At 73.4% G+C, this 24501-nt stretch carries 20 protein-coding genes; 6 read left to right on the top strand and 14 right to left on the bottom strand.

What is annotated here, in order from left to right:
- Positions 1-142: 142 nt before the first annotated feature.
- The gene (locus MQN93_RS29530) at positions 143-1243 is read right to left on the bottom strand and encodes a pyridoxal-phosphate-dependent aminotransferase family protein (RefSeq protein WP_242711948.1); all 1101 of its coding nucleotides are present in this window, start codon (positions 1241-1243) and stop codon (positions 143-145) included.
- 199 nt (positions 1244-1442) lie between these two features.
- On the opposite strand from MQN93_RS29530, the gene MQN93_RS29525 reads away from it, so the two are divergent.
- The 5 genes from MQN93_RS29525 to MQN93_RS29505 all read left to right on the top strand — a co-directional run bounded on the left by MQN93_RS29525 (position 1443) and on the right by MQN93_RS29505 (position 6214).
- Positions 1443-2291 carry a transporter substrate-binding domain-containing protein gene (locus tag MQN93_RS29525; RefSeq protein WP_242711947.1) on the top strand — a complete coding sequence of 283 codons (849 nt, stop codon included), beginning with the start codon at positions 1443-1445 and terminating at the stop codon, positions 2289-2291.
- On the top strand, positions 2288-3121 hold the full coding sequence (locus MQN93_RS29520) for an amino acid ABC transporter permease (RefSeq protein ID WP_016436217.1): 834 nt from the start codon (positions 2288-2290) through the stop codon (positions 3119-3121). The genes MQN93_RS29525 and MQN93_RS29520 overlap by 4 nt, the downstream gene beginning before the upstream one ends.
- Complete coding sequence (locus tag MQN93_RS29515; protein ID WP_016436218.1) at positions 3118-3927, top strand: amino acid ABC transporter ATP-binding protein; 810 nt, start codon at positions 3118-3120, stop codon at positions 3925-3927. Before MQN93_RS29520 ends, MQN93_RS29515 begins: the two co-directional genes overlap by 4 nt.
- Before the next feature lie 66 nt (positions 3928-3993).
- A complete protein-coding gene (locus tag MQN93_RS29510) occupies positions 3994-5085 on the top strand; it encodes an amidohydrolase family protein (protein WP_242711946.1) in 1092 nt (363 codons plus the stop codon).
- A gap of 226 nt (positions 5086-5311) precedes the next feature.
- The gene (locus MQN93_RS29505) at positions 5312-6214 is read left to right on the top strand and encodes an SCO1860 family LAETG-anchored protein (protein ID WP_242711945.1); all 903 of its coding nucleotides are present in this window, start codon (positions 5312-5314) and stop codon (positions 6212-6214) included.
- 267 nt (positions 6215-6481) lie between these two features.
- Here the strand turns inward: MQN93_RS29505 and cobC are convergent, their stop codons facing one another.
- Genes cobC through cobM form a run of 6 tightly spaced genes read right to left on the bottom strand, consistent with a single transcriptional unit; the run spans position 6482 to position 12802 of the window.
- Positions 6482-7549 (bottom strand): Rv2231c family histidinol phosphate aminotransferase CobC, encoded by a 1068-nt coding sequence (cobC, locus tag MQN93_RS29500; protein ID WP_242711944.1) that lies wholly within the window; start codon positions 7547-7549, stop codon positions 6482-6484.
- Positions 7539-8477, bottom strand: coding sequence for a sirohydrochlorin chelatase (locus tag MQN93_RS29495; RefSeq protein ID WP_242711943.1), 939 nt, complete (start codon positions 8475-8477; stop codon positions 7539-7541). The genes cobC and MQN93_RS29495 overlap by 11 nt, the downstream gene beginning before the upstream one ends.
- On the bottom strand, positions 8474-9064 hold the full coding sequence (locus MQN93_RS29490; RefSeq protein WP_242711942.1) for a precorrin-8X methylmutase: 591 nt from the start codon (positions 9062-9064) through the stop codon (positions 8474-8476). Before MQN93_RS29490 ends, MQN93_RS29495 begins: the two co-directional genes overlap by 4 nt.
- Positions 9061-10752, bottom strand: coding sequence for a precorrin-3B C(17)-methyltransferase (gene cobJ / locus MQN93_RS29485; RefSeq protein ID WP_242711941.1), 1692 nt, complete (start codon positions 10750-10752; stop codon positions 9061-9063). The genes MQN93_RS29490 and cobJ overlap by 4 nt, the downstream gene beginning before the upstream one ends.
- Positions 10749-11987 carry a precorrin-6y C5,15-methyltransferase (decarboxylating) subunit CbiE gene (gene cbiE, locus MQN93_RS29480; RefSeq protein WP_242711940.1) on the bottom strand — a complete coding sequence of 413 codons (1239 nt, stop codon included), beginning with the start codon at positions 11985-11987 and terminating at the stop codon, positions 10749-10751. Before cbiE ends, cobJ begins: the two co-directional genes overlap by 4 nt.
- Positions 11984-12802: a precorrin-4 C(11)-methyltransferase gene (cobM, locus tag MQN93_RS29475; protein WP_242711939.1), complete on the bottom strand. Its 819-nt coding sequence runs from the start codon at positions 12800-12802 to the stop codon at positions 11984-11986. Before cobM ends, cbiE begins: the two co-directional genes overlap by 4 nt.
- Positions 12803-12897: 95 nt before the next feature.
- Between cobM and MQN93_RS29470 the strand changes: the two genes are divergently transcribed.
- Positions 12898-13626 carry a ZIP family metal transporter gene (locus MQN93_RS29470; RefSeq protein ID WP_016436227.1) on the top strand — a complete coding sequence of 243 codons (729 nt, stop codon included), beginning with the start codon at positions 12898-12900 and terminating at the stop codon, positions 13624-13626.
- A gap of 41 nt (positions 13627-13667) precedes the next feature.
- On the opposite strand, the gene cobI is transcribed toward MQN93_RS29470, so the two are convergent.
- Genes cobI through MQN93_RS29435 form a run of 7 tightly spaced genes read right to left on the bottom strand, consistent with a single transcriptional unit; the run spans position 13668 to position 24449 of the window.
- Entirely contained in the window at positions 13668-14417 is a 750-nt protein-coding gene (gene cobI / locus MQN93_RS29465; protein ID WP_037782676.1) for a precorrin-2 C(20)-methyltransferase, read from the bottom strand.
- On the bottom strand, positions 14402-15757 hold the full coding sequence (locus MQN93_RS29460; RefSeq protein ID WP_242712063.1) for a cobyrinic acid a,c-diamide synthase CobB: 1356 nt from the start codon (positions 15755-15757) through the stop codon (positions 14402-14404). The genes cobI and MQN93_RS29460 overlap by 16 nt, the downstream gene beginning before the upstream one ends.
- A complete protein-coding gene (cobO, locus tag MQN93_RS29455; RefSeq protein ID WP_242711938.1) occupies positions 15754-16353 on the bottom strand; it encodes a cob(I)yrinic acid a,c-diamide adenosyltransferase in 600 nt (199 codons plus the stop codon). Before cobO ends, MQN93_RS29460 begins: the two co-directional genes overlap by 4 nt.
- Positions 16353-18356: a putative cobaltochelatase gene (locus MQN93_RS29450; RefSeq protein ID WP_242711937.1), complete on the bottom strand. Its 2004-nt coding sequence runs from the start codon at positions 18354-18356 to the stop codon at positions 16353-16355. Before MQN93_RS29450 ends, cobO begins: the two co-directional genes overlap by 1 nt.
- Positions 18353-22006, bottom strand: coding sequence for a cobaltochelatase subunit CobN (cobN, locus tag MQN93_RS29445; protein WP_242711936.1), 3654 nt, complete (start codon positions 22004-22006; stop codon positions 18353-18355). Before cobN ends, MQN93_RS29450 begins: the two co-directional genes overlap by 4 nt.
- Entirely contained in the window at positions 22003-23514 is a 1512-nt protein-coding gene (locus MQN93_RS29440) for a cobyric acid synthase (protein ID WP_242711935.1), read from the bottom strand. Before MQN93_RS29440 ends, cobN begins: the two co-directional genes overlap by 4 nt.
- Positions 23511-24449 (bottom strand): cobalamin biosynthesis protein, encoded by a 939-nt coding sequence (locus MQN93_RS29435; RefSeq protein ID WP_242711934.1) that lies wholly within the window; start codon positions 24447-24449, stop codon positions 23511-23513. The genes MQN93_RS29440 and MQN93_RS29435 overlap by 4 nt, the downstream gene beginning before the upstream one ends.
- Positions 24450-24501 lie beyond the last annotated feature (52 nt).

Raw genomic sequence — 24501 nt, 5'->3', positions numbered from 1 at the left:
GGGCGGCGGGGGCGAGGAAGATCTCGTGACGCCAGCCCGGGTCCCGCACCCGCCCCGCGCCCCGAGCCCGCGCCCCGAGCCCCGAGCCCGAGCCCGAGCCCGAGCCCGAGCCCGAGCCCGAGCCCGCGCCCCGCCCAGTGCCCTACGCCCAGCCGCCCTCCACAGCCCCCCGCGCCCCCTCCAGGTCCACCGTCGCCCCGTTCTCCCGCAGTGCGACGCCCAGTGCTGTCAGGCTGGAGTTGATCGTCTCCGGGGTCGCGTTCGGGCCGTAGTGGTTCACGCGGATCATGGAAGCGGCCAGCGCGCCCCCGCCGGCGGCCAGCGGGAGTGTGGGGTCGGTGGAGAGGGCGTGCGTCACCAGGTCTGATGCGAGGACGCCCGGAGGGGTTCGTAGCGTCGTGGCGACCGGGGCCGCCTCGTGTGCCTCGTGGACATACGGTTCGAGGCCGCCGCCGAGAGCCACCGCCCCCGCGCGCGTGGCAGCGGCGGCGGAGGCGTGCCGGGCCATCACGGCCTCCAGCCCCTCCGTCTCGATCCGCTCCACGCACGCCTCCAGCGCCAGCATCTCCAGCTGCGCCGGCGCATGCAGCAGAGCCTTGCGCCCGCCGTCGACCCACCGCTCCTTCCAGTCGAGCAGCGACAGATACGACCTGCGCGGCGCCCCGGGGTTCGAGGCCATCCGCGCCCACGCCCGCTCGCTCACCGACACCGCCGACACACCCGCGGGCCCGCCCATCGCCTTCTGCGCCCCGACGACGCACAGGTCCACACCCCACGCGTCCGGCAGCACCGGCTCGGCCCCGATCGAGGCGACCGCGTCCAGATAGAACAGCGCGCCCTGCTCCCGTACGACCTCCCCGATCTCCGCGACCGGATTGGTGTTGCCGGTGGCCGCCTCCGCGTGCACCAGCGACACGAAGTCGATCTCCGGGTGCTCGGTGAACGCCTCCCGGATCTGTGCGGCACTCACCGCCGTGTGGAAGGGCACCGAGAGGTCGATCACCGTCGCCCCGCAGTCCCGCAGCCAGTTCCCGAAGGTCTGTCCGTACGGCCCGGTGATGACGTTCAGTGCGACGGTCCCCGGCCCGGCGGTCCCCCGGATCGCCCCCTCCAGCGGCAGCAGCGCCTCACCCTGCATGATCACCACGTCCTGCTCGGTGTCGAGCAGCTTCGCCACGCGGTCCTCGATCGAGGCGAAGTGCGCGGCGCTCATCGGGGGCAGATCGAGGAGGGGGTGGGTCACGGCGTGCTCTCTTCACTCACGAGTGTTCGACTTCTGTCGAGGGTATCCGCCAGTTGACCCGCCCCATATGGCCCACCTACCACGTGCCCACCACTTGAGACTTCTTAGGCCGGACACCCCCGCAACCATCGGTTTGGTTTGAGAGACCCAAACCTCTCCTTATAATCGGAACCCACAGTTCCCCCACAGGAGGCCCCCCGTGAAGACCCCCTCCGGGCGCCGGACCCGCACTCTGGCCGCCATCACCGTGACGGCCGGGCTGGTGCTCGTAGCCGCCTGCACATCCAGCGACAACGGCGGCAGCGGCAGCAAGACGGCCGCCGGCGGGGTCCAACTCGTCAAGGCGGGACAGCTGACCACCTGCACCCACCTGCCGTACCCGCCCTTCCAGTCGGAGATCAACGGCAAGGTGCAGGGCTTCGACGTGTCGATGATCGACCTCGTCGCCAAGGACCTCGGCGTCAAGCAGCAGATCCTCGACACGCCCTTCGAGAACTTCAAGACCGGCGCGTTCCTCAACTCCGGCGAGTGCGACCTGGCCGCGGCCGGCATGACCATCACCGCCGAGCGCAAGAAGAACGTCGACTTCTCCGACCCGTACTTCGACGCCACCCAGGCCCTGATGGTCGGCAAGGACAGCGGCATCACCTCGCTCGCCGACGCCAAGGCCAAGAAGGTCAAGCTCGGCGCCCAGGCACAGACCACCGGCGAGGACTACGCGAAGTCGCAGGGCTTCGACCCGGTCTCCTTCGAGTCCTCCGACGCCGTCCTCAACGGCCTGCGCACCGGCCAGGTCAAGGCCGTCGTCATCGACTACCCCGTCGTCCAGGGCTGGCTGAAGGACAAGGCCAACGCCGCCTACAAGGTCGCCGGCCAGATCAACACCGGTGAGCAGTACGGCTTCACGGTGAAGAAGGGCAACACCAAGCTCCTCGCCGCGGTCAACAAGGCGATCAAGGACGCCAAGGCCGACGGGACGTACAAGAAGCTGTACGAGAAGTGGATCGGCCCCTACGACGCGTCCGCGGCCTCCCCCTCCGCCTCATGACCGCACCCGACGTACGACTCCAGCCCCGCAAGAAGGGCCTGACCCGCACGCAGAAGCGCACCCTGTCCCGCGGCGCGCAGTACGTCGTCTTCGTCGCCGCCGTGATCGCCTTCGCGGTCGCGGCGGACTGGGGCCGGCTGAAGAACCAGTTCGCGCAGTGGAGCATCGCCAAGCAGATGTTCCCCGACGTGATCACGCTGGCGCTGAAGAACACCGTGCTGTACACGCTGTCCGGCTTCGTCGTCGGCCTCGTGCTCGGCATGGTGATCGCGCTGATGCGGCTGTCCTCGGTGGGCCCCTACCGCTGGGTCGCCGGCATCTACATCGAGATCTTCCGCGGACTGCCCGCCCTGCTGATCTTCATCTTCATCGGCGTCGCCGTGCCCCTGGCCTTCCCCGGCACGGAGATCGTCGGCGGCACCTACGGCAAGGTCGCCCTCGCGCTCGGTCTGGTCGCCGCCGCCTACATGGCCGAGACGATCCGCGCGGGCATCCAGGCCGTGCCCAAGGGGCAGATGGAGGCGGCCCGTTCACTCGGGTTCTCGCCCGCCCGCGCCATGATCTCGATCATCATCCCGCAGGCGTTCCGCATCATCCTCCCGCCGCTGACCAACGAACTCGTCCTGCTCTTCAAGGACTCCTCGCTGGTGCTGTTCCTCGGCGTCACCCTGGAGGAGCGCGAACTGTCCAAGTACGGCCGCGACCTGGCCAGTACGACCGCCAACTCCACGCCGATCCTGGTCGCAGGGCTGTGCTACCTGCTGGTGACCATCCCGCTCGGCTTCGTCGTGCGCCGCATGGAGGCGAAGGCCCAGGAGGCCGTGAAATGAGCCAGACGTCACCCGCGGCGGGTGCGGAGATCGAAGTACGCGGCCTGCACAAGTCGTTCGGCGACAACGAGGTGCTGCGCGGCATCGACCTGGAGATCGGCCGGGGCGAGGTGGTGTGCGTCATCGGACCGTCCGGCTCCGGCAAGTCGACGCTGCTGCGCTGCGTGAACCTCCTGGAGGAGCCGACCAAGGGGCAGGTCCTCGTCGGCGGCACCGAACTCACCGACCCCGACGTGGACATCGACGCCGTACGCCGCCGTATCGGCATGGTCTTCCAGCAGTTCAACCTCTTTCCGCACCTCACCGTCACCCGGAACCTCACGCTGCCGCAGCGCCGGGTGCTCGGGCGGGACAAGGCCGAGGCCGCGCGGGTGGCGGCCGAGAACCTGGCGCGGGTGGGCCTGTCGGAGAAGGCGGACGCCTATCCCGCCTCCCTCTCCGGCGGCCAGCAGCAGCGCGTGGCGATCGCACGGTCGCTGTCGATGGGTCCCGAGGTGATGCTGTTCGACGAGCCGACGTCGGCGCTCGACCCGGAGCTGGTCGGGGACGTGCTCGCGGTGATGCGCATGCTCGCCGACGAGGGCATGACCATGATGGTCGTCACCCACGAGATGACCTTCGCCCGCGAGGTCGCCGACCGGGTCGTCTTCATGGACGGCGGAGTGATCGTCGAACAGGGCGCCCCCGCCCAGGTCATCGGCGACCCCGCCCACGAACGCACCCGCCACTTCCTCTCCCGCCTGCTCGACCCGGCGATGGCCGAGGTGGAGGAGGGCACACCGGAGCAGCTGGGCAAGGGCGACTAGGGCGCCCCGGGGCCGGTCATGGCCCGGGGCCGGTCATGGCGCGGGGCCGGTCATTAGGGTGCTGGCATGAGTGATCGCGCGGTGCTGCACGTGAAGGGCCGGGTCCTGGTCGGGCCGGACGACGTCCGGGACGAGTTGTGGGTGGTCGGCGGCCGGATCTCCTACGACCGTCCCGCCGGCGCCCGGGACGTCCGTACGGTCGAGGGCTGGGTGCTGCCCGGCCTCGTCGACGCCCACTGCCACGTCGGGCTCGGTCCGAACGGCCCGGTCGAGCAGGACGTGGCCGAGAAGCAGGCGCTGACCGACCGGGACGCGGGCGCGCTGCTCCTGCGAGACGCCGGTTCGCCCTCGGACACCCGCTGGGTCGACGACCGCGAGGACCTCCCGAAGATCATCAGGGCCGGCCGGCACATCGCCCGCACCCGCCGCTACATCCGCGGCTACGCCTGGGAGATCGAGCCGGAGGACCTGGTCGCGTACGTCGCCCAGGAGGCCCGCCGCGGGGACGGCTGGGTCAAGCTGGTCGGCGACTGGATCGACCGCGACCTCGGGGACCTGGCCCCCAGCTGGCCGCGGGACGCCGTCGGCGCGGCCATCGCCGAGGCCCACCGGATGGGCGCCCGGGTCACCGCGCACTGCTTCGCCGAGAACTCGCTGCGGGACCTGGTCGAGGCGGGCATCGACTGCATCGAGCACGCCACCGGACTGACCGACGAACTGATCCCGCTGTTCGCCGAGCGCGGCGTGGCGATGGTCCCGACCCTGGTCAACATCGCGACCTTCCCCCGGCTCGCGGACGGCGGCGCGGACAAGTTCCCGCGGTGGGCGGACCATATGCGCCGCCTCCACGAGCGCCGCTACGACACCGTGCGCAGCGCCTACGACGCCGGGATCCCGGTGTACGTCGGCACCGACGCGGGCGGCCACCTCGGCCACGGGCTCGTGGCGGGCGAGGTCGCGGAGCTGGTCACCGCGGGCATCCCGCCCGTCGAGGCGCTGTCGGCGACGACGTGGGGCGCGCGCGAGTGGCTCGGCCGGCCGGGTCTCGACGAGGGGGCGCCCGCCGATCTCGTCGTCTACGAGGAGGATCCGCGGGCCGATGTACGTGTACTCGCCGCACCCCGGCGGGTAGTGGTCGACGGGCACCCCTTCGCGTAGCGCCTGTTGACGCGGCGCGCGCCGTCCCGTGCGCCGGTGCGGCGGCCGTCGTACACCCGCAAGGGGCGGTGCGGCGGGGAAAGGGTGGAACGCTTGTGCCGCGCGATTCGAAAATGTTCACGGGGAACGCACGATGGGGTGAAGTGGCGCCGGAATGCCGCCGGTTCACTCCTGGTGCGTAATTCTTGGCGGGTCCCGAGCATGTCTCCTCCGAGGGGTCCCCACCTTGAACGGCAAGAAATTCCGCCTGCCCGCACGCCGTCTCGCCACCGTCGCGACGGCCACGGCCCTCGCCGCAGGCCCCGTGGCCCTGGCGGGCGCGGGCACCGCGCACGCGACCGGCGACCAGGGCCACGCGAGCGCCGTGGTCCTGCGCACCGGGCTCGACGTGTCCCTGCTCAACAAGACCGTGAACGTGCCGCTCGCGGTCTCGCTCAACCAGGTCGAGGCGCCGCAGAGCGCCGAGAAGACGGCGCTGTCCGCCACGCTGGACGGCGTCGACGGTGGCAAGCCCTTCAACGTGCTGACCGCGCAGGCGGCTTCGGCGAAGGCGACCGTCACCGCAGGACGCGCAGAGGGCCGCACCGACCTCGTCCACGCCCGCCTGCACGTCCCCGGTCTGCCGCTGCTCTCGCTCATCGAGATCGAGAAGGTCACCTCCAGGGCGACGTGCGCGGCCGGCAAGACGCCCGTCGCCGAGTCGAACCTGCCCGGCTCGGTGACCGTCCTCGGCAAGAAGGTCACCCTCACGGCCGGCGGCACGACGGACGTCAAGGTGCCCGGCGTCGGCGAGGTCCGTCTCGACCTGTCGAAGAAGGAGACCACCTCCCGTACGGCGGCCGCCACCGCGCTCGAACTGAAGGTCTCCGTCAACCCGTTGAAGCTCAACGTCGCCGACGTCGAGGGCGAGCTGACCCTCGCGAAGGCGACCTGCGAGGCACCGGCCGCCGCGCAGCAGTCGTCGGCGCCGAGCACGGACCCCGGTGGTGGCACCAAGGCGCAGGGCGAGGAGTCGGGGCTCGCGGAGACGGGCGGCAACTCCATGACGCCGTACATCGCGGGCGGCGCGATCGTGCTGCTCCTGGCCGGCGGCGGAGCAGTGGCCCTGACGCGCCGCGCCCGCAACTGAACCAGCGGTTCGGTCAGGCGCTCCCGGACAAACCCCTGGCGCCACACGGCTGTTGATCAGTGCGACGCCAGGGCCAATGCCCGGTCCAGTGCCTGCAGGAGTGAGTCGAGGGTTGTCCGGTCCGGCACGGCCGCCGCAGCGGCCGTCGTCGCCGACCACGGGCTTCGGTGGCGTCGTGGCGCAGCGCGTCGAGTCGGGGCTTGCGGAGACGGGTTACGGCCCCGGCGGGCGTTCCCCCCGGCCAACACCCTGGCGTCACACCCCCGCTCAGCGGTGCGACGCCAGGGTCAGAGCCCGGTCCAGTGCCTGTAGGAATGAGTTGACCGTCGTCCGGTCCCGTACCGCCAGTCGCAGCCAGTCGTTGCCGAGTCCCGGGAAGGTGTCGCCCCGGCGTACCGCGAATCCCAGGTCGCGCAGGTGGTGGCGTACGGCGGCGGCGTGGGGCAGGCGTGCGAGGACGAAGGGGCCCTCGGCGGGCTGCACCAGCCGCAGGCCGTCCGTGGTGAACTCGCTGAGCCCGGCGACCAGATGGGCGCGGTCCGTGGCGATGCGGTGGGCCGCGTGCGCCGCCTCGGCCAGGGCCTGCGGCTCCATGCAGGCCTCGGCCGCGGCCAGCGCGGGCGTGGAGACCGGCCACAGGGGCTGGGCGCGCTCCAGGCGGGCCACCGTCCCGGGTTCGGCGAGCACGTAGCCGATCCGCAGTCCCGCGAGCCCCCAGGTCTTGGTCAGGCTGCGCAGGACCACCAGGCCCGGCACGTCCGTGCGCCCGGCCAGCGCCTCGGGCTCGCCGGGCACCGCGTCCATGAACGCCTCGTCGACGACCAACGTCCGCCCGGGACGGGCGAGTCCGGCGATCGTCGCGGCGGGGTGGAGGACGGAGGTGGGGTTGGTGGGATTGCCGATCACCACCAGGTCCGCGTCCTCGGGGATCCGCGCCACATCGAGCCGGAAGCCGTCCTCCTCGCGCAGCAGCACCCGGTCCACCGAGTGCCCGGCGTCCCGCAGCGCCGCCTCCGGCTCCGTGAACTGCGGGTGCACCACGACCGGTCTGCGCACCTTCAGGGCCCGCGCGAGCAGCACGAACGCCTCGGCCGCGCCCGCCGTCAGCAGCACCCGCTCCACGGGCAGCCCGTGCCGCGCCGCGACGGCAGCCCGTGCGGCCCGCCCGTCCGGGTAGGCGGCGAGCGAGCCCAGCGCACCGGCCACGCGCTCGCGCAGCCACACCGGGGGGGTGCCCGTGCGCACGTTCACGGCGAGGTCGACGAGCGCCGCACCGTCGTCGCGCACCTCCGCGTCCCCGTGGTGACGCAGATCGTGCCCGCGGTCAGTGTGCATGGGCGTGCCCGTCGTGATGATGCCCGCCGTGATGGCCCCCGTGGTGATGGTGGCCGTCGTCGTCGGGATGGAAGTGCGGCTGCTGCGGCAGACCGACCTTGTCCTCGAAGCCCGGCAACGCGATGCGGTACACGCACGAGTCGCAGTTCATCCGCAGATCGCCCCGCACGGCCTCCTCGTAGCGCTCCATCACCAGATCCAGCAACTCCGGCTCGGGACCGATGACTTCGGCGGAACGCACCTCGACCTGCGGGTGCGCGGCCGCCCACTCCTCGGTCTGCCGGCGCACCCGGTCCGGCAGGACGCCGGTGAACAGGAAGTACGGCAGCACGACGACCCGCCGCGCGCCCAGCTTCGCGCACCGGTCCAGGCCGCTCGGCACGTCAGGCGCCGCCAGCGACACGAACGCCGTCTCCACACCCGCGTATCCGCGCCCCTCCCACAGCAGCCGCGCCGCCTTGTGCACCTCGGCGTTGGCGTCGGGGTCCGTGGAGCCCCGGCCGACCAGCAGCACGGTCACCTCGGCACGCTCCTCGGGGGTGCGGGCGGTGCCACCGAGCGCCTCGTCCAGGCGCCGCTCCAGGACCGACAGCAGCGAGGGGTGCGGGCCCAGCGGACGCCCGTAGGTGTACGAGATCCCCTGGTGCCGTTCCTTCTCGCGGGACAGCGCCGCCGGGATGTCGCCCTTGGCGTGCCCGGCGGACACCAGCATCAGCGGCACGGCGGCGAACCGCCGCACCCCCCGCTCCACCAGTTCGGCGACCGCGTCGCCCAGCGGCGGCGGGGACAGCTCGATGAAGCCGCCGGCGACGGGCAGGTGGGGGTGGCGCTCTCCCAACTGCCGTACGAAGGCGCGGAACGCCTCGGCCCCGGCGTCGTCGCGGGTGCCGTGACCGGCGATGAGCAGGGCGGGCGGCGGGGTGGTCACGATGACTCCTCGGGGTGTGAAACAGGGTGGTACAGCAGGGCGTTGAGCGCGGCGGCGGCGACCGCAGAGCCGCCCTTCTCGGACACGTTGCTGACGGCGGGCAGTCCGCTCGCGCGGAGTGCCGCCTTGGACTCGACCGCGCCGACGAAGCCGACCGGCAGCCCGATGACGAGCGCCGGGTCGGCGTCCAGGGTGAGCAGCTCCTCCAGGGCGGTCGGCGCGTTGCCGATCACCCACAGGGCGCCCGGACCGACCTCCTCGAAGGCCAGCCGTATCGCGTGCGCGGAGCGGGTCAGGCCCGGCCCGGCCACGGCGTCCCTGAGGCGGCAGACGGTCTCGCGCCGGGTGATGCCCGCGCCGACCATCTCGACGTCGACGACCACGGGCGCCCCGCCGTGCAGCGCGGCGTGCGCCGCCGCCAACTCGCCCTCGTCCATGACGAGATCGTCCGCGTACGCGAGGTCGGCGGCGGAGTGGATCACCCGCTCCACCACCGCGCGCGTCAGCGGCGGGAAGTGCGAGGTGTCCAGGCGGGCGCGCAGCCGCCGGTACGACTCCTCCTCGATCGGATGGACCACACGGTTCACCGGGTGCCCTCCTGCCAGCGGTAGCCGCGCGGAGTCACCATGCGCCCCGCGATCTCACGCGTCGCCGTGTTGCCGACGGTCACGACCGTCATCATGTCGACGGTCGCCGGGTCCAGCGCGGCCAGCGTCGTCACCCGGCTCGACTCGTCGGGCCGCGAGGCATTGCGCACGACACCCACGGGCGTCGTCGGCTCCCGGTGCTCGGCAAGGATTGCGAGCGCCTTCGGCAGCTGCCAGTCCCGGCCCCGGGAGCGCGGGTTGTAGAAGGTGACCACGAGGTCCGCCTCGGCCGCCGCCCGCACCCGCCGCTCGATGACCTCCCACGGCGTGTGCAGGTCGGAGAGGCTGATGGAGACATGGTCGTGGCCGAGCGGCGCGCCCAGGATCGCCCCGGCCGCGAGCGCGGCGGTGACGCCGGGCACCCCGATCACGTCGATGTCGTCGGAGGCCTCGGCGAGCGCGGGGGAGGCCATGGCGTACACGCCGGCGTCCCCGCTGCCGATCAGCGCGACGGCCTGTCCGCGGCGGGCCTCGGCCACCGCGGTCCGCGCCCGCTCCTCCTCGGCGCCGAGCCCCGACGCGAGGATCCGGGTGCCGGGCCGCAGCAGATCGCGGATCTGGTCGACGTACTGGTCGAGCCCCACGAGCACGGAGGCGCGCCGCAGTTCGGCCCTGGCACGCGGAGTGAGCAGATCTCGGGCGCCGGGCCCGAGCCCGACCACCGCGAGCCGCCCGCGCGCCGGACGCCGTACGACGGCACAGGTCGCCATCGAGGCATGTCCGTCCGCGCGCGCCGACTTCCGCTTGGGGACGAGGAGTTCACCGCCGCGGGCGAGCGCGGCGGCCTCGGCGACCGACGGAGTGCCCACGGCGGCGAGCGGGGCGCCGGAGGGGTTGGGCACCTCGATTTCCGCCAACTCCTCGGCCGGGTACGTCAGTACGGGCACCCCGAGCCGCGCCGCCGCCTCCACGATGCCGGGCTCGTCGCGCTTGGCGTCCATGGTGGCGAGGGCGGCGACGCTGCGGGGGGACAGACCCGCGTCCCGCAGGGCGGCCTCGACGAGCTCCAGCACCTCGTCGGCCGGAACGCCCCGGGAGGCGCCGACACCGACGACGAGGGACGGCGGGCGCAGCAGCACCTCGCCGCCCGCCGCCAGATCGGCCCGGTCGGTCAGCCGGACGGTGTGCGTGCCGTGCGCGGCGAACGGCAGTGGCGGCAGCGGCCACGGCACCTCGGCGTCCAGCGCGATCGGCTCCCCGTCCAGTAGGGCCCGGGTCACACCGGCGACGTCGCCCTCCACGGGCAGGCCCAGCGTGTCCAGACCGGCGAGGCCCACGGCGTCCGTCGCGGTGGTCACCACGGGCTCGGCGCCCAGCAACTCGCCCACCTCCACGGCGAGTTCGTTGGCGCCGCCGCCGTGCCCGCCGACCAGCGACACGGCGAACCGCCCGCCCTCGTCGACGCACACCACACCCGGGTCGGACGCCTTGTCGGCCAGCAGCGGCGCCACGAGCCGTACGACCGCACCGGTCGCCAGGAAGCACACCAGCTGCTCGCACTCCGCGAACGCCGCCCGCACGGCGCCCCCCACGGGACCCTCGTACACGCGCGTGCGGTCCGGCCACGCCGCGGCCAGCCGGTCGCGCGCCGCCGCCCCCGCCGCGGTGGCGGAAATGAGGCCGATCACAGAGCAACTCCCTTGTCAGCGAAGGCGTGGAGCCGTGCGCCCCACAGCAGGAAAACCGGATTGGCCGCCGCCAGCCGGGTCACGTCCCCGGGCAGCGGCGCGAGCCGGGACGACTGCAGCAGCACCCCGTCGCAGTCGAACCCGGCGCCGGTGAGCGCCGTACGCACCGCGGGCACCCGGTCCAGGGCCGCCAGGGCGACCACGACCGTGCGCCGGGCCCGCCGGGCGCACGCGCCGACGATCCCGGGCAGTTCGCGCCCGCCGCCCCCGACGAACACCGCGTCGGGCTCGTCGAGCCCGTACAGCGCGGCGGGTGCCTCGCCGTGCACCACATGCACGTCGACGCCGTGCGCCCCGGCGTTGGCGTGGATCCGCTGCACCCCGTCGGCGGCCTTCTCGACCGCGCTGACGGCGGCGCCCAGCCGTGCACACTCCACGGCCACGGAGCCCGAGCCGGAGCCGACGTCCCAGACCAGGTCGCCGGGGCGCGGTCCGAGCCGGGCCAGCGCCAGGGCCCGTACCTCGAACTTGGTGATCATCGAGTCGCGGTGTGCGAAGTCGGCCTCGTCCAGCGCCCATCCGGCGGGCCGGACGGGACCCGCGAGCGTGCGCGCACCGTCCGGCATCCGCGCCTCGTCCAGGCACAGGACGACATTCACCGCCGTACCCCAGTCGCGGCCCGCCGCCTCGGCCGGGGAGACCCGCTCCAGGCGCTCCTGCCCGGAGCCCAGCGCGGAGGCGACGACGAGGACCCGCCCGGGCGCGGTGCGGGCGAGCGCGGCGCCCAGCTCCGCCGGACCGGCGCCCGGCCCCGTGAGCACCGCGGCCTTCGGATGCGCTCGGCACACATTGACGGCCGTGCGCGGATCCCGGCCGTGGGCGCTGACCACGACCGCGTCGTCCCAGCTCAGCCCCAGCTGGGCGAACGCGGCGGCGACGGAGGGGACACCGGGCCGTACGTCGAGGCGCCGCGCACCGAAGCGTTCGGCCAGCGCCCGCACGATCCCGAAAAACCCCGGGTCACCGGAGGCCAGCACGACCACCCGCCGCTCCTTGGCGACGTACTCCCCGATGGCGTCCAGGGCGGGCGCCAGCGGCCCGAGCACGATCCGCTCGGCGGCCGCGGGCAGCCGTACGGCGTCCAGATGCCGGCGCCCGCCCACGACGAGCTCGGCCTGCGCCAGGGCGTCGAGCGGGACCGGCGCGCCCGTCCCCGTGCCGAGGACCGTGATCACGTACTCGCCCCCCGCTCGCGCAGGGCCCGCCGGGCCTCGGGGTCCGCCTTGCGGTGGCCGTGGAAGTGGCCCGGGTGGTACAGGTGCGAGCGGGTCCCCTCGGCGTCGAGCGCCGGGCCGACCAGGAAGAGGGTGTGCTTCCAGAGCTTGTGCGCCTTGACCGTCTCCTCCAGCGTCCCGACCGTGCACCGCACCACCAGCTCCTCCGGCCAGGTCGCCTGGTACGCGACGACGACCGGCGTGGACGTCGGATAGCCGCCCTCCAGCAGCTCCCGCACCAGCTGCCCGCTGCGGGCGGCCGACAGGAAGATCGCCATGGTGGTGCCGTGCCGGGCGAACTCCCGCACCTCCTCCCCGGGCGGCATCGGCGTCTTGCCGCCGCCGAGCCGGGTGAGCACGACCGACTGCGCCAGCTCCGGGATGGTCAGCTCGCGCTGCACGAGGGCGGCGACGGCCGAGAAGGCGGAGACACCGGGCACGACCTCCGTCTCCACCCCGAGCCGCGCACACCGGTCGAGCTGCTCCTGCGTGCCGCCCCACAGGGCGGGATCGCCGGAGTGCACCCGGGCCACCCGCAGACCCTCGGCGCGGGCCCGCTCGTAGACGGCGACCACCTCCTCCAGCGACATCGTCGCCGAGTCGAGGATCTCCGCACCCTCGCGCGCATGATCGAGGACCTCCGCCTGCACCAGGCTCGCCGCCCAGATCACCACGTCGGCCTCGGCGATGGCACGCGCGGCACGGAACGTCAGCAGGTCGGCGGCGCCGGGGCCGGCACCGACGAAGGTCACCTTGCCGGTGGGGGCATCGGCCATGAAAATCGGTCCTCTCTGGACAAAAGGTGTTACGGGTGGTGCCGGTACGCCCGCCCGATGTGCGCGAACGGCTGTTGATCGGATAACAAGGCCCCATGGCGGTCTTCGTCGCGCTCGGCGCGTTCCTGATGACGCTGGCCGGCGGCTGGACGGCACAGCGTGTGACCGACCGCCGCCATCTGGTCCTGGGCCTGGCCGGCGGGCTGATGCTGGGCGTCGTCGGCCTGGACCTGCTCCCGGAGGCGCTCCAGGCGGCCGGCGGCGAGGTCTTCGGCGTGCCGGCGGCCCTGCTGCTGTTCGTGGCCGGCTTCCTCCTGGCCCACCTGGTGGAACGTCTGCTGGCCGCCCGGCAGGCCTCGCACGGCGGCGAGGAGAGCAACGGCCGGGCGCCCGAGGTGGGCCTCACGGCCGCCGCGGCGATGGTCGGCCACAGCGCGATGGACGGTGTGGCGATCGGCGCGGCCTTCCAGGTCGGCGGCGGCATGGGCGCGGCGGTCGCACTGGCGGTCGTCGCCCACGACTTCGCGGACGGCTTCAACACGTACACGATCACGAGCCTGTACGGGAACGCCCGGCGCAGGGCGCTGACCATGCTGTTCGCGGACGCGGCGGCACCGGTCGTGGGCGCCGCCTCGACCGCCTTCGTCTCCATCCCCGAGGGCCTGCTCGGCGGCTATCTCGGCCTCTTCGGCGGCGTACTGCTCTACCTCGCCGCGGCCGAGATCCTGCCCGAGGCGCACCACGAGCACCCCGCCCGCTCGACCCTGCTGTGCACGATCGCGGGCGTGCTGTTCATCTGGCTGGTGGTGGGCCTCGCCGGCTGAGGCGCCCGCGGCCCCTCGCCGTGCGTGCCCTGTACGGGGCGTCACAACTTGCCGCCCCGCCCGCCCTCGCGCCGCGCGGGCGCGATGAGCGTGGACAGGTACGGCAGCGGGGCCCCGTCCAGCTCCGCGGCCGGCCGGATCGACTCCGTCTCCAGGCCGAGCGCCGAGCCCCACACGGCGCCGTCGATCCGCCCGGTCTCGCGCAGCGCCTCGGCGACCTCGCCCGCCTGCCGGCCGAACTTGTAGGCGACGACGGTGCCGGGCCCGGCCAGGGCGTCCTTGAGCACGGCGGACCCGGCGGTCACCGGCACCAGGGTGAGCGGTTCGGTCCCCTCGGTGAGCACGGCACCCGACCGCGCCGCGAGATCCTGCATGGCCGTGATCCCGGGCACGGTCTCGACGACGGTGCCGGGCACCAGCTCGGCGATCGTCTGCGCGAGATAGGTGAACGTCGAGTACACGTTGGGGTCGCCGATGGTGGCGAACGCGACCGTGCCGCGCTCCCGCAGCAGCCGCGCCACCCGCGCCCCGGCCGCGTCCCACGCGGCCTCGCGCCGCGCCCGGTCGCTCCGCTCGTTCAGCGCGAACACGACCCGAACGACCTTCTCTTCGGGCACGTAGTGCAGCACGGTGGCCTCGGCCCGCCCCCGCTCCCCGCTGTCCATCACCGGCACGACGACGACCTCGGCGGCCCGCAGGGCGTTGACCCCTTTGACGGTCACCAGCTCCGGGTCCCCGGGCCCCACCCCGACGCCGATCAGCTTGCTCTGAGCGCTCATGACGTCCGGCACCTCTCCACGAACCGACGGGCCACACCGGGCTCGGACGCCCAGTGCGTGTGCAGATAACTCGCGTGCACACCTCGCTGTACGAAACCTTCGACGCGCCGCTCAGGGGCGCGCACACCCCAGGCGGGAGCCGCCCCGGCCGCCGGCTCGACGACCGTGCGGTGGAACTCGTGGCCCCGCATCCGGGTCCCGGGGGGCGCCAGCACGCTGTCACCGACGGCGACGGCGTCCCGGTACCCGAGCGTGAGCCGCTCGCTCATCCGCGCCGCCGCGTCGATCACCCCGCACATCGGCTTCCCGTCCAGCTCCCGGCACAGATACAGCAGTCCGGCACACTCGGCGGCGACGGGAGCGCCGCTCTCCGCGAGGGCGGTGACGGCCTTGCGCAGGGGTTCGTTGGCGGACAGCTCGGCGGCGTACACCTCGGGGAAACCGCCGCCGATGACCAACCCGCTTGTTCCGTCGGGCAGTTGCTCGTCGCGCAGGGGATCGAAGGGGACCACCTCGGCACCGGCCGCCGTCAGCAGCTCGGCGTGCTCGGCGTAGGAGAACGTGAACGCGCTCCCGCCGGCCACGGCCACCACCGCACGCCGCTCGACGGTGACCGTGGGAGGTTCCCACTCGCCGAACGGCAGCGCACCCGCACCCCGAGCCAGCCCCATCAGCGCGTCGAGGTCGCACCCCCGCTCGACCTGGGCCGCCATCGCCGCCACGGCCTCCACCGCGGCCGACTGCCGCTCGGCGACCGGCACCAGCCCCAAGTGCCGTGAAGGCGTGTCCACTTGAGGGGCGCGTCGCAGTACGCCGAGGACCGGGACCCCCGCCTGGTCCAGGGCGTCGCGCAGCAACTCCTCGTGCCGGTCCGAGGCCACCTTGTTCAGGAGGACGCCCGCAACCCGCACCTCCGGGTCGAAGGAGGCGAACCCGTGGACGAGCGCCGCCACCGTCCGCGACTGCGACGAGGCGTCCACGACGAGCACGACGGGCGCCCGCAGCAGCTTGGCGACATGCGCGGTGGACGCCAACTCGCCTTCCCCCGCCGCCCCGTCGAACATCCCCATCACACCCTCGACGACCGCGACGTCGCACCCGCGCGCACCGTGCGCGAACAGCGGCCCGATCAACTCGGGCCCGCACAGATACGCGTCGAGGTTCCGCCCCACCCGCCCGGTGGCGAGCGCGTGGTACCCGGGGTCGATGTAGTCCGGCCCGACCTTGTGCGGGGACACGGCGAGCCCCCGCGCGGCGAACGCGGCCATCAGCCCCGTGGCGACGGTGGTCTTGCCGCTGCCCGAGGAGGGCGCGGCGATGACCAGCCGGGGGACGGAGGACACGGAGGTCACCACTCGATGCCCCTCTGCCCCTTCTGGCCCACGTCCATCGGGTGCTTGACCTTGGACATGTCGGTCACGAGATCGGCGAAGCCGACGAGCTTCTCGGGCGCGTTCCGCCCGGTGATCACCACATGCTGGGTCCCGGGCCGGTTGCGCAGCACGTCGACCACCTCGTCCGTGTCCACCCACCCCCAGTGCATCGGGTACGCGAACTCGTCGAGCACGTACAGCCGGTACGTCTCGGCCGCGAGGTCACGCTTGACCTGCTCCCAGCCCTCGCGTGCCTTCTCCGCGTTGTCCATCTGCGCGTCCCGCTGCACCCAGGACCAGCCCTCGCCCATCTTGTGCCAGGCGACCGGCCCGCCCTCGCCGGAGTCCCCGAGCACCCGCAGCGCCCGCTCCTCGCCGACCTTCCACTTGGCCGACTTGACGAACTGGAACACCCCGATCGGCCATCCCTGGTTCCAGGCCCGCAGCGCGAGCCCGAAGGCGGCGGTCGACTTGCCCTTGCCGATCCCGGTGTGCACGACGACGAGTGGCCGGTTGCGGCGCTGACGCGTCGTCAGCCCGTCGTCCGGTACGACACTCGGCTGCCCCTGCGGCATTACGCGGCCCTCCTCGAAGTCCCCTGCACGTCCTTCACCAGTCCGGCGATCGCGTCCGCCCGCAGTTCGTCCAGCGTCACGGCCGTGCCGCCGAGTTCACCCGCGAGCTGCCCCGCGAACCCCAGCCGTACCGGCCCCGACTCGCAGTCGACCACCACCGAAGCGGTGCCCTCGGCCGCGAACAGCCGTGCCGCGCGCCCCGCGAGCGCCACCGGCTCCGGACCGCCCGTGGCCCGCCCGTCCGTCACCAGGACCACCAGCGCGCGCCGCGCCGGATCCCTGAGCCGTTCCACCCGCAGCACGTCATGGGCCTTGAGCAGCCCGGCCGCCAGCGGGGTGCGCCCGCCGGTCGGCAGCGACTCCAGGCGGGCCGCCGCCGCGTCCACGGACGACGTGGGCGGCAGCGCCACCTCGGCCGCGGCCCCCCGGAACGTCACCAGCCCCACCTTGTCCCGCCGCTGGTAGGCGTCCAGCAGCAGCGACAGCACCGCGCCCTTCACGGCGCTCATCCGCTGCCGCGCGGCCATCGACCCGGAGGCGTCCACGACGAACAGCACGAGGTTGCCCTCGCGCCCCTCCCGGGTCGCCTGCCGCAGATCGTCCCGGCGCACCACAAGGCCGCGTCCGGAGCGCCCGCGCGCCCGCTGATGCGGCGCGGCCGCCTGCACGGTGGCCGCCAGGTGCAGCTTGGTCAGCGCGCCCTGCGGCCGCCGGGCCCCCGTGGTCCGCCCGTGCTCCGTCCGCGCCCGCGAACGCCGCCCGGCGGCCCCCTCACCGATCCCGGGCACGCTGAGCACCTTGGTGCGGAAGGGCTCGGAGGCGCGTACGGGGGACTGCTCGCCGGCGCCGGAGGCCTGCGGTTCGCCGTCCTCGCCGGCCTCGGGACGGGCCCCGGAGTCCCCGCCCTGCGGCCCGGCGTCCGGCTCCGGCTGCCCGCCACCACCGGGACCATCCGGACCACCGTCCGGGTCCGGATCGTCGTCCTCCTCCGGCTCCGCGAACTCCGCCAGCGTCTCGTCCAGCTTGTCCTCGTCGAGGCCCGGCGCGTCGAAGGGATTGCGGCGGCGCCGATGCGGCAGCGCGAGCAGCGCCGCCTGCCGTACGTCCTCGGCGAGCACCTCGGTGCGCCCGGCCCAGGCCGCGAGCGCGGTCGCCGTCCGGGCCATCACGATGTCGGCGCGCATGCCGTCCACCTCGAAGGCGGCGCAGGTCGCCGCGATCTGCCGCAGCGCCCCGTCACCTAGCCGCACCGAGGGCAGCAACTCCCGTGCGGCGACGATCCGTTGGCGTACGGCCGCCTCCTCGCCCGCCCAACGGGCCGCGAACCTGGCCGGATCGTCGTCGTAGGCGAGCCTGCGCCGTACGACCTCCACCCGCTGGTCCGGCTCCCGGGAGGCCGCGACCTCGACGGTCAGCCCGAACCGGTCGAGCAACTGCGGCCGCAGCTCGCCCTCTTCGGGGTTCATGGTGCCCACGAGCAGGAAGCGGGCGGCGTGCCGCACGGAGACGCCCTCGCGCTCGACGTACGAGGCGCCCATCGCCGCCGCGTCAAGGAGCAGGTCGACCAGGTGGTCGTGGAGGAGGTTGACCTCGTCGACGTAGAGGATGCCGCGGTGCGCGTCGGCGAGCAGGCCGGGCTCGAAGGCCTTGACGCCCTCGGCCAGCGCCCGCTCGATGTCCAGGGCACCGACGAGGCGGTCCTCCGAGGCGCCGACGGGCAGTTCGACCATCCGTGCCGGGCGGGTCTCGAACGCCCCCGGCTCGTGCGGACCGTCCGGGCAGGCCGGGTCGGGGGCGTCCGGGTCACAGGAGAAGCGGCACCCGGAGACGACGTCGAGGTGCGGCATCAGCGCCGAAAGGGCGCGCACGGCCGTCGACTTGGCGGTGCCCTTCTCACCGCGCACCAGCACACCGCCGACCGCCGGGGAGACGGCGTTCAGCAGCAGCGCGAGCCGCAGGTCGTCCTGGCCGACCACGGCCGTAAAGGGGAACGGGGTGGTCACTGGTCGCCCTCCAAGTCGCCTTCCAGCTCCAGATACGTCGCGCGCAACTGCTCCAGCTTGTCCGCGTCCGGCTCGGCCCACAGCCCCCGGTCCGCGGCCTCCAGCAGCCGCTCGGTGATCCCGCGCAGCGCCCACGGGTTGGACTTCTTCATGAACTCCCGGTTCTCCGGGGCGAAGACGTACTCGGCGCTGAGCTTCTCGTACATCCAGTCGTCGACGACCCCGGCCGTCGCGTCGTACCCGAAGAGGTAGTCGACGGTGGCCGCCATCTCGAAGGCGCCCTTGTAGCCGTGGCGCCGCATCGCCGCCATCCAGCGGGGGTTGACCACGCGGGCGCGGAAGACGCGGTGGGTCTCCTCGCCGAGCGTGCGGGTCTTCACCTGGTCGGGGGTGGCGGAGTCGCCGACGTACGCCTCGGGGCTCTCGCCCGTCAGATGGCGCACCATGGCGACCATGCCGCCGTGGTACTGGAAGTAGTCGTCGGCGTCGACGAGGTCGTGCTCGCGGGTGTCGACGTTCTTGGCCGCGACGTTGATCCGCCGGAACGCCGTCTCCATGTCGCCCCGCGCGGCCCGCCCGTCGAGGCCGCGCCCGTAGGCGTAGCCGCCCCAGACCGCGTACACCTCGGCGAGGTCGGCGTCGGAGCGCCAGTTGCGGGCGTCGATCAGCGGCAGCAGCCCGGCGCCGTACGCGCCCGGCTTGGAGCCGAAGATGCGGGCGGTCGCGCGCCGCCGGTCGCCGTGCCCGGCCGTGTCCTCGTCGGCGTGCGCCTTCACGAAGTTCCCGTCGGCGGGCTCGTCCAGCTCGGCGACCGTCCGTACCGCGTCGTCGATCAGCCCGACCACGTGCGGGAACGCGTCCCGGAAGAAGCCGGAGATACGCACCGTGACGTCGATGCGGGGACGCCCCAGCTCCGCCAGGGGGACGACCTCGAAGCCGGTCACCCGGCGCGAGGCGTCGTCCCACACCGGCCGGCAGCCCAGCAGCGCCAGGATCTCGGCGATGTCGTCGCCCTGGGTGCGCATCGCGGACGTGCCCCACACCGTCAGGCCCACGGACTTCGGGTAGGCGCCGGTGTCCTGCAGATACCGCTGGACGAGCGAGTCGGCCAGCGACTGCCCGACCTCCCAACTCAGCCTGGAGGGAATGGCCTTGGGGTCGACCGAGTAGAAGTTGCGGCCCGTCGGCAGGACGTTGACCAGCCCGCGGGTCGGCGATCCCGAGGGACCCGCGGGGATGTACCCGCCGTCCAGCGCCTTGAGGATGTGGCCGATCTCGTCGGTGGTGCGGGCGAGCCGTGGCACGACCTCCCGGCAGGCGAACCCCAACACGGCGACCGCGTCCGGGAGTTCGGTGCCGACGACGTCACGGACGAGCGCCGGGACGGCCGTGATGTCCCAGCCGCGCTCCTCCATGCCCTGCGCGCACCGCCGGCACAACTGCTCCAGCAGGTCGACCGCGTCGGCGGCCGTACGCGACGGACCCTCGACGAGGTCCGTCAGCTCCACCGGCACCTTCACCGGCGCACCCGGCTCGGCCAGCAACTCCTTCTCGCCGAGCCCGAAATGGGCGGCCAGCGAGGCCCTCAGGCCCGGCAGCGCGTTCGCCTGCCCGCCCCACACCTGCGCGGCGCGCAGCACGGCGAGCACCAGGTTCACCCGGGGCTCGCCGACCGGCCCGCCGCCGAGGATGTGCAGACCGTCGCGGATCTGCACGTCCTTGATCTCGCACAGATAGCCGTCGATGTGCATGACGAACTCGTCGAAGTCGCCGTCGTCCGGCTGCTCGTCCACATGCAGGTCATGGTGCAGCTCGGCCGCCTTGACCAGCGTCCAGATCTGCGCGCGCACCGCCGGCGCCTTCGTCGGGTCCAGGTCGGAGACGAGCGCGTACTCGTCGAGCAGCTGCTCCAGCTTGGCGAGGTCGCCGTAGGTGTCGGCGCGCGCCATCGGCGGTACGAGGTGGTCGACGACCGTGGCGTGTCCGCGCCGCTTGGCCTGGGTGCCCTCGCCGGGGTCGTTGACGATGAACGGGTAGATCAGGGGCAGTTCGCCGAGCACGGCGTCCGGCGCGCAGCCGCCGCTGAGCCCGAGTCCCTTGCCGGGCAGCCACTCCATCGTGCCGTGCTTGCCCATGTGGACGATCGCGTCGGCGCCGAAGCTGTTCTCCAGCCAGCGGTAGGCCGCCAGGTAGTGGTGCGAGGGCGGCATGTCGGGGTCGTGGTAGATCGCGATGGGGTTCTCGCCGAAGCCGCGTGGCGGCTGGATCATCACGACGACGTTCCCGAACTGGAGACAGGCGAGCACGATGTCGTCGCCGTCGACGTACAGCGAGCCCGGCGGCTCGCCCCACGCCTCGGTCATCGCCTCCCGAAGCCCCGGGTCGAGCTTGTCGAACCACGCCCGGTAGTCGGCGAGCGGCACGCGCGCGGGGGCGGCTGCGAGCTGGTCCTCGGTCAGCCACTCGACGTCGTGCCCGCCCGCCTCGATGAGCCGGTGGATCAACTCGTCGCCCCCGGAGGGGTATTCGCTGACGCCGTACCCGGCGTCCTTGAGCGCGTCGAGCACGCGTACCGCCGACGCGGGCGTGTCCAGGCCGACCGCGTTGCCGACGCGCGAGTGCTTGGTCGGGTAGGCGGTGAAGACGAGCGCGAGCTTCTTCTCGGCGTTCGGCGTGTGCCTGAGCCGCGCGTGCCGTACGGCGATTCCGGCGACCCGCGCGGCCCGCTCGGGGTCGGCGACGTACACCGGAACGTCGTCGGGTCCCTGCTCCTTGAAGGAGAACGGGACGGTGACCAGGCGCCCGTCGAACTCCGGGATGGCGACCTGCATCGCCGCGTCCATGGGGGACAGGGCCGCGTCGGACGCCTCCCAGGCGGCCCGCGACGAGGTGAGGCAGAGCCCCTGCAGCACGGGTACGTCGAGATCGGCGAGCGCCCCGATGTCCCAGGCCTCCTCGTCGCCGCCCGCCGACGCCTGCGAGGCGTGCGTGCCGCCGGCCGCGAGGACGGTGGCGACCAGGGCGTCCGCCCCGGCGAGGATCTCGTACAGGCCCGCGTCCGCGCCGCGCAGCGAACCGCAGTACACGGGAAGGGCGTTGGCGCCGCGGGCCTCGATCGCGTCGCACAGGGTGTCCACGAAGGCGGTGTTGCCGCTGAGCTCGTGGGCCCGGTAGAAGAGCACGCCGACGGTCGGCCGCCCCTCGACGCGCGGACGCCCGCCGTGGATGCCGTACTCCGGCATCTTCCGCGGCTCGACGAACCCCTCGCCCGTCAGCAGCACGGTGTCCGACAGGAACCGGGCGAGTTCGGTGAGGTTGGCGGGGCCGCCCTCGACGAGATACCTCAGCGCCTCGGCCACGACGCCCGCGGGCACGGTCGACTCGGCCATCAACTCCGCGTCCGGGACGGCCTCTCCGCCCAGCAGCACGGTCGGGACGCCGGACGCCTTCAGGGCTGCGAGCCCGTCCTCCCAGGCCCGCTTCCCGCCGAGCAGCCGTACGACCGCGAGGTCGGCGCTGTCCAGGAGCGCGGGCAGCTCGTCCGTGACGTCGATGCGGGTCGGGTTGCCGATGCGGTAGCCGGCACCGGACGCGGCCCGCGCCGCCAGCAGGTCCGTGTCGGCGGTCGACAACAACAACACTGTGCTCATGCGGGCGCTCCCGGTGGAATGAAAGGCAGTCCTTGCGGCGCGCCGGACTCGATGAGCCGCCACAGCGCGTCCGTGTCCGCGTGCTGTTCGATCAGGTCGCCGAGCCGGTCGAGCTGCTCCTCGCGCAGCGCGGCGAACGAGGTGTCGGGGGCCGGGACGAAACGGCGGCCCGCGGCGGCCGCCACCTCGCGCAGGAAGGCCCGCCGGAAGCCGTCCGACTCCAGCGAACCGTGCCAGTGCGTGCCCCAGGTCTGTCCGACGCGGCAGCCGTCCAGGAAGGTCTCGCCGCCGTCGACCGAGGCGACCCCGTGATGGATCTCGTAGCCCTCGACCCGCTCACCGAGGGCCTCGCCCACCGGGCGGGTCAGGGTCTTCTCGCGGGCGAACCGCACCCGCACGGGCAGGATTCCGAGCCCTGGGACCTCGCCGGCCCGCGACTCGACCTCGTCCTCGATGCGTTCGCCGAGGATCTGGAAGCCGCCGCAGATGCCGAGCGTGGGCCTTCGCTCGGCGGCTCTGCGGACCAGGGCCTGGGCAAGACCCCGCTCGCGCAGCCACTCCAGGGCCCGCACCGTCCCCCGGGTCCCCGGTACGACGACGAGGTCCGCGTCGGCCACCTCCTCCGGCCGGTCCACGAACCGCACCACGACGCCGGGTTCGGCGGCCAGGGCGTCCACGTCGGTGAAGTTGGACATGAGGGGGACGGCACAGACGGCGACGCGCAGGACGTCCTCGCCGACGGGCGGGGCGACGTTCGACTCCCGTACGGTCCCCCGCAAGGAGACCCTCAGCCCGTCCTCCTCGTCGATGCCGAGCCCGTGCCGGAAGGGCAGCACGCCGTACGTGTGCCGCCCGGTGAGCCCGTGCAGCATGTCGAGCCCGGGCTCCAGCAGGCTCACGTCCCCCCGGAACTTGTTGACGAGGAACCCGGCGACGAACTCCTGGTCCTCGGGGGAGAGCAGGGCGACGGTCCCGAAGAAGGAGGCGAAGACGCCGCCGCGGTCGATGTCCCCGACGACGAGCACGGGCAGCCGCGCATTCCGCGCGATCCCCATGTTCACGATGTCGGTCCGCCGCAGATTGATCTCCGCCGGACTCCCCGCCCCCTCACAGATCACCGCGTCATACGTGCCCCGCAACTCGGCGAGACAGTCGAGCACGGTCCCGAGGAGTTGCTGCTGCCGCCCCCCGTGATACCCGCGCGCACTCATCTCGCCCACGGGCCGGCCCATGAGCACGACCTGACTGCTCTTCTCCCCACCGGGCTTGAGCAGCACCGGGTTCATCAGCGCGGTCGGCTCCACCCGGCACGCCTGCGCCTGCATCGCCTGGGCCCGCCCGATCTCGGCACCCTCCCGCGTCACGAACGAATTGAGGGACATGTTCTGCGCCTTGAAGGGCGCGACCTTCACCCCCTGCCGCACGAGCCAGCGGCAGATCCCGGCGGTGACGACACTCTTGCCCGCGTCGGAAGTGGTGCCGGCGACGAGGAGCCCCCCGCCGTTCATGAGCGATGCCCTTTCACGAGGCGTACGGCGGCGGCGGCGCCGAGCGCGAGGAGGCCGACTCGTCGGGAGAGTCGTACGGCCCGTTCGATGTCCGGGACGGTGACGGTGCGGCCGTGGGCGTTGAGGACGGGCCGGTGCTCGACGCGCCCGCCGTAGGACAGGGTCCCGCCGAGCCGAACGCCGAGGGCGCCCGCGAACGAGGCCTCCACGGGGCCGGCGTTGGGGCTCGGGTGTTTGCCCGCGTCGGTACGCCAGGCGCGCACGGCCGCGCGGGGATCGCCGCCCGCGACGGTCGCCAGTACGGCGGTGAGGCGGGCGCCGGGCCACCCGGCGACGTCGTCGAGGCGGGCGGAAGCCCAGCCGTAGCGCAGGTACTTGGGCGATCTGTGCCCCACCATGGCGTCGAGCGTGTTGACCGCGCGGAAGCCGAGCAGCCCCGGCACCCCGCCGACGCCGCCCCACACGAGCGCCCCCACGACCGCGTCGGAGGTGTTCTCGGCGACGGACTCGACCACGGCCCGCGCGATCCCGTCGGCGTCCAGCGCCTGCGGATCGCGCCCGCACAGATGCGGCAGCCGCGCGCGGGCGCCCTCGACGTCGCCGCGCTCCAGGGCGTACGCGATGCCCCGGGCCTCGCGCGCGAGCGAGGTCCCGCCGACCACGGCCCAGGTGGCGGCGGCGGTCAGCGCGACGGAGGCGGCAGCGGAGGCCCGTACGGCCCGCTGCGCCACGGCACCGAGCGCCACGGCACCGCCGACGCACACGGCGGTGTGCAGCGCGCCCCACCCGCGGTGGTCCCGCCACAGCACCTTCTCCACCGCCCCGGCGGCCCGCCCGAACGCGGCGACCGGATGCCCGCGGCGCGGATCGCCGAGGAGATGGTCACCGAGAAGCCCGGCGGCGGCGCCGTACGCGAAGACGCGACCGGCACGCATCGGCTCAGCCGGCCGTGGAGAGGAACAGACTTCGGGTGTCGACCCGGACGGC

Origin of the sequence: Streptomyces spinosisporus (genome assembly GCF_022698145.1) — a bacterium.
Lineage (GTDB): Bacteria > Actinomycetota > Actinomycetes > Streptomycetales > Streptomycetaceae > Streptomyces > Streptomyces spinosisporus.
The sequence above is the reverse complement of the archived record's forward strand: the minus strand, read 5'-3'. Positions and strand labels throughout refer to the sequence as shown.

Bases quoted from the DNA above. Each gene is read 5' to 3' on its own strand.
- cobM (WP_242711939.1), bottom strand. From the start codon at position 12,802: ATGGCCGATGCCCCCACCGGCAAGGTGACCTTCGTCGGTGCCGGCCCC.
- MQN93_RS29520 (WP_016436217.1), top strand. From the start codon at position 2,288: ATGACCGCACCCGACGTACGACTCCAGCCCCGCAAGAAGGGCCTGACC.
- MQN93_RS29470 (WP_016436227.1), top strand. From the start codon at position 12,898: ATGGCGGTCTTCGTCGCGCTCGGCGCGTTCCTGATGACGCTGGCCGGC.
- MQN93_RS29510 (WP_242711946.1), top strand. From the start codon at position 3,994: ATGAGTGATCGCGCGGTGCTGCACGTGAAGGGCCGGGTCCTGGTCGGG.
- cobC (WP_242711944.1), bottom strand. From the start codon at position 7,549: ATGCACACTGACCGCGGGCACGATCTGCGTCACCACGGGGACGCGGAG.
- MQN93_RS29440 (WP_242711935.1), bottom strand. From the start codon at position 23,514: ATGAACGGCGGGGGGCTCCTCGTCGCCGGCACCACTTCCGACGCGGGC.
- MQN93_RS29435 (WP_242711934.1), bottom strand. From the start codon at position 24,449: ATGCGTGCCGGTCGCGTCTTCGCGTACGGCGCCGCCGCCGGGCTTCTC.
- cobN (WP_242711936.1), bottom strand. From the start codon at position 22,006: ATGAGCACAGTGTTGTTGTTGTCGACCGCCGACACGGACCTGCTGGCG.
- cobO (WP_242711938.1), bottom strand. From the start codon at position 16,353: ATGCCGCAGGGGCAGCCGAGTGTCGTACCGGACGACGGGCTGACGACG.
- MQN93_RS29515 (WP_016436218.1), top strand. From the start codon at position 3,118: ATGAGCCAGACGTCACCCGCGGCGGGTGCGGAGATCGAAGTACGCGGC.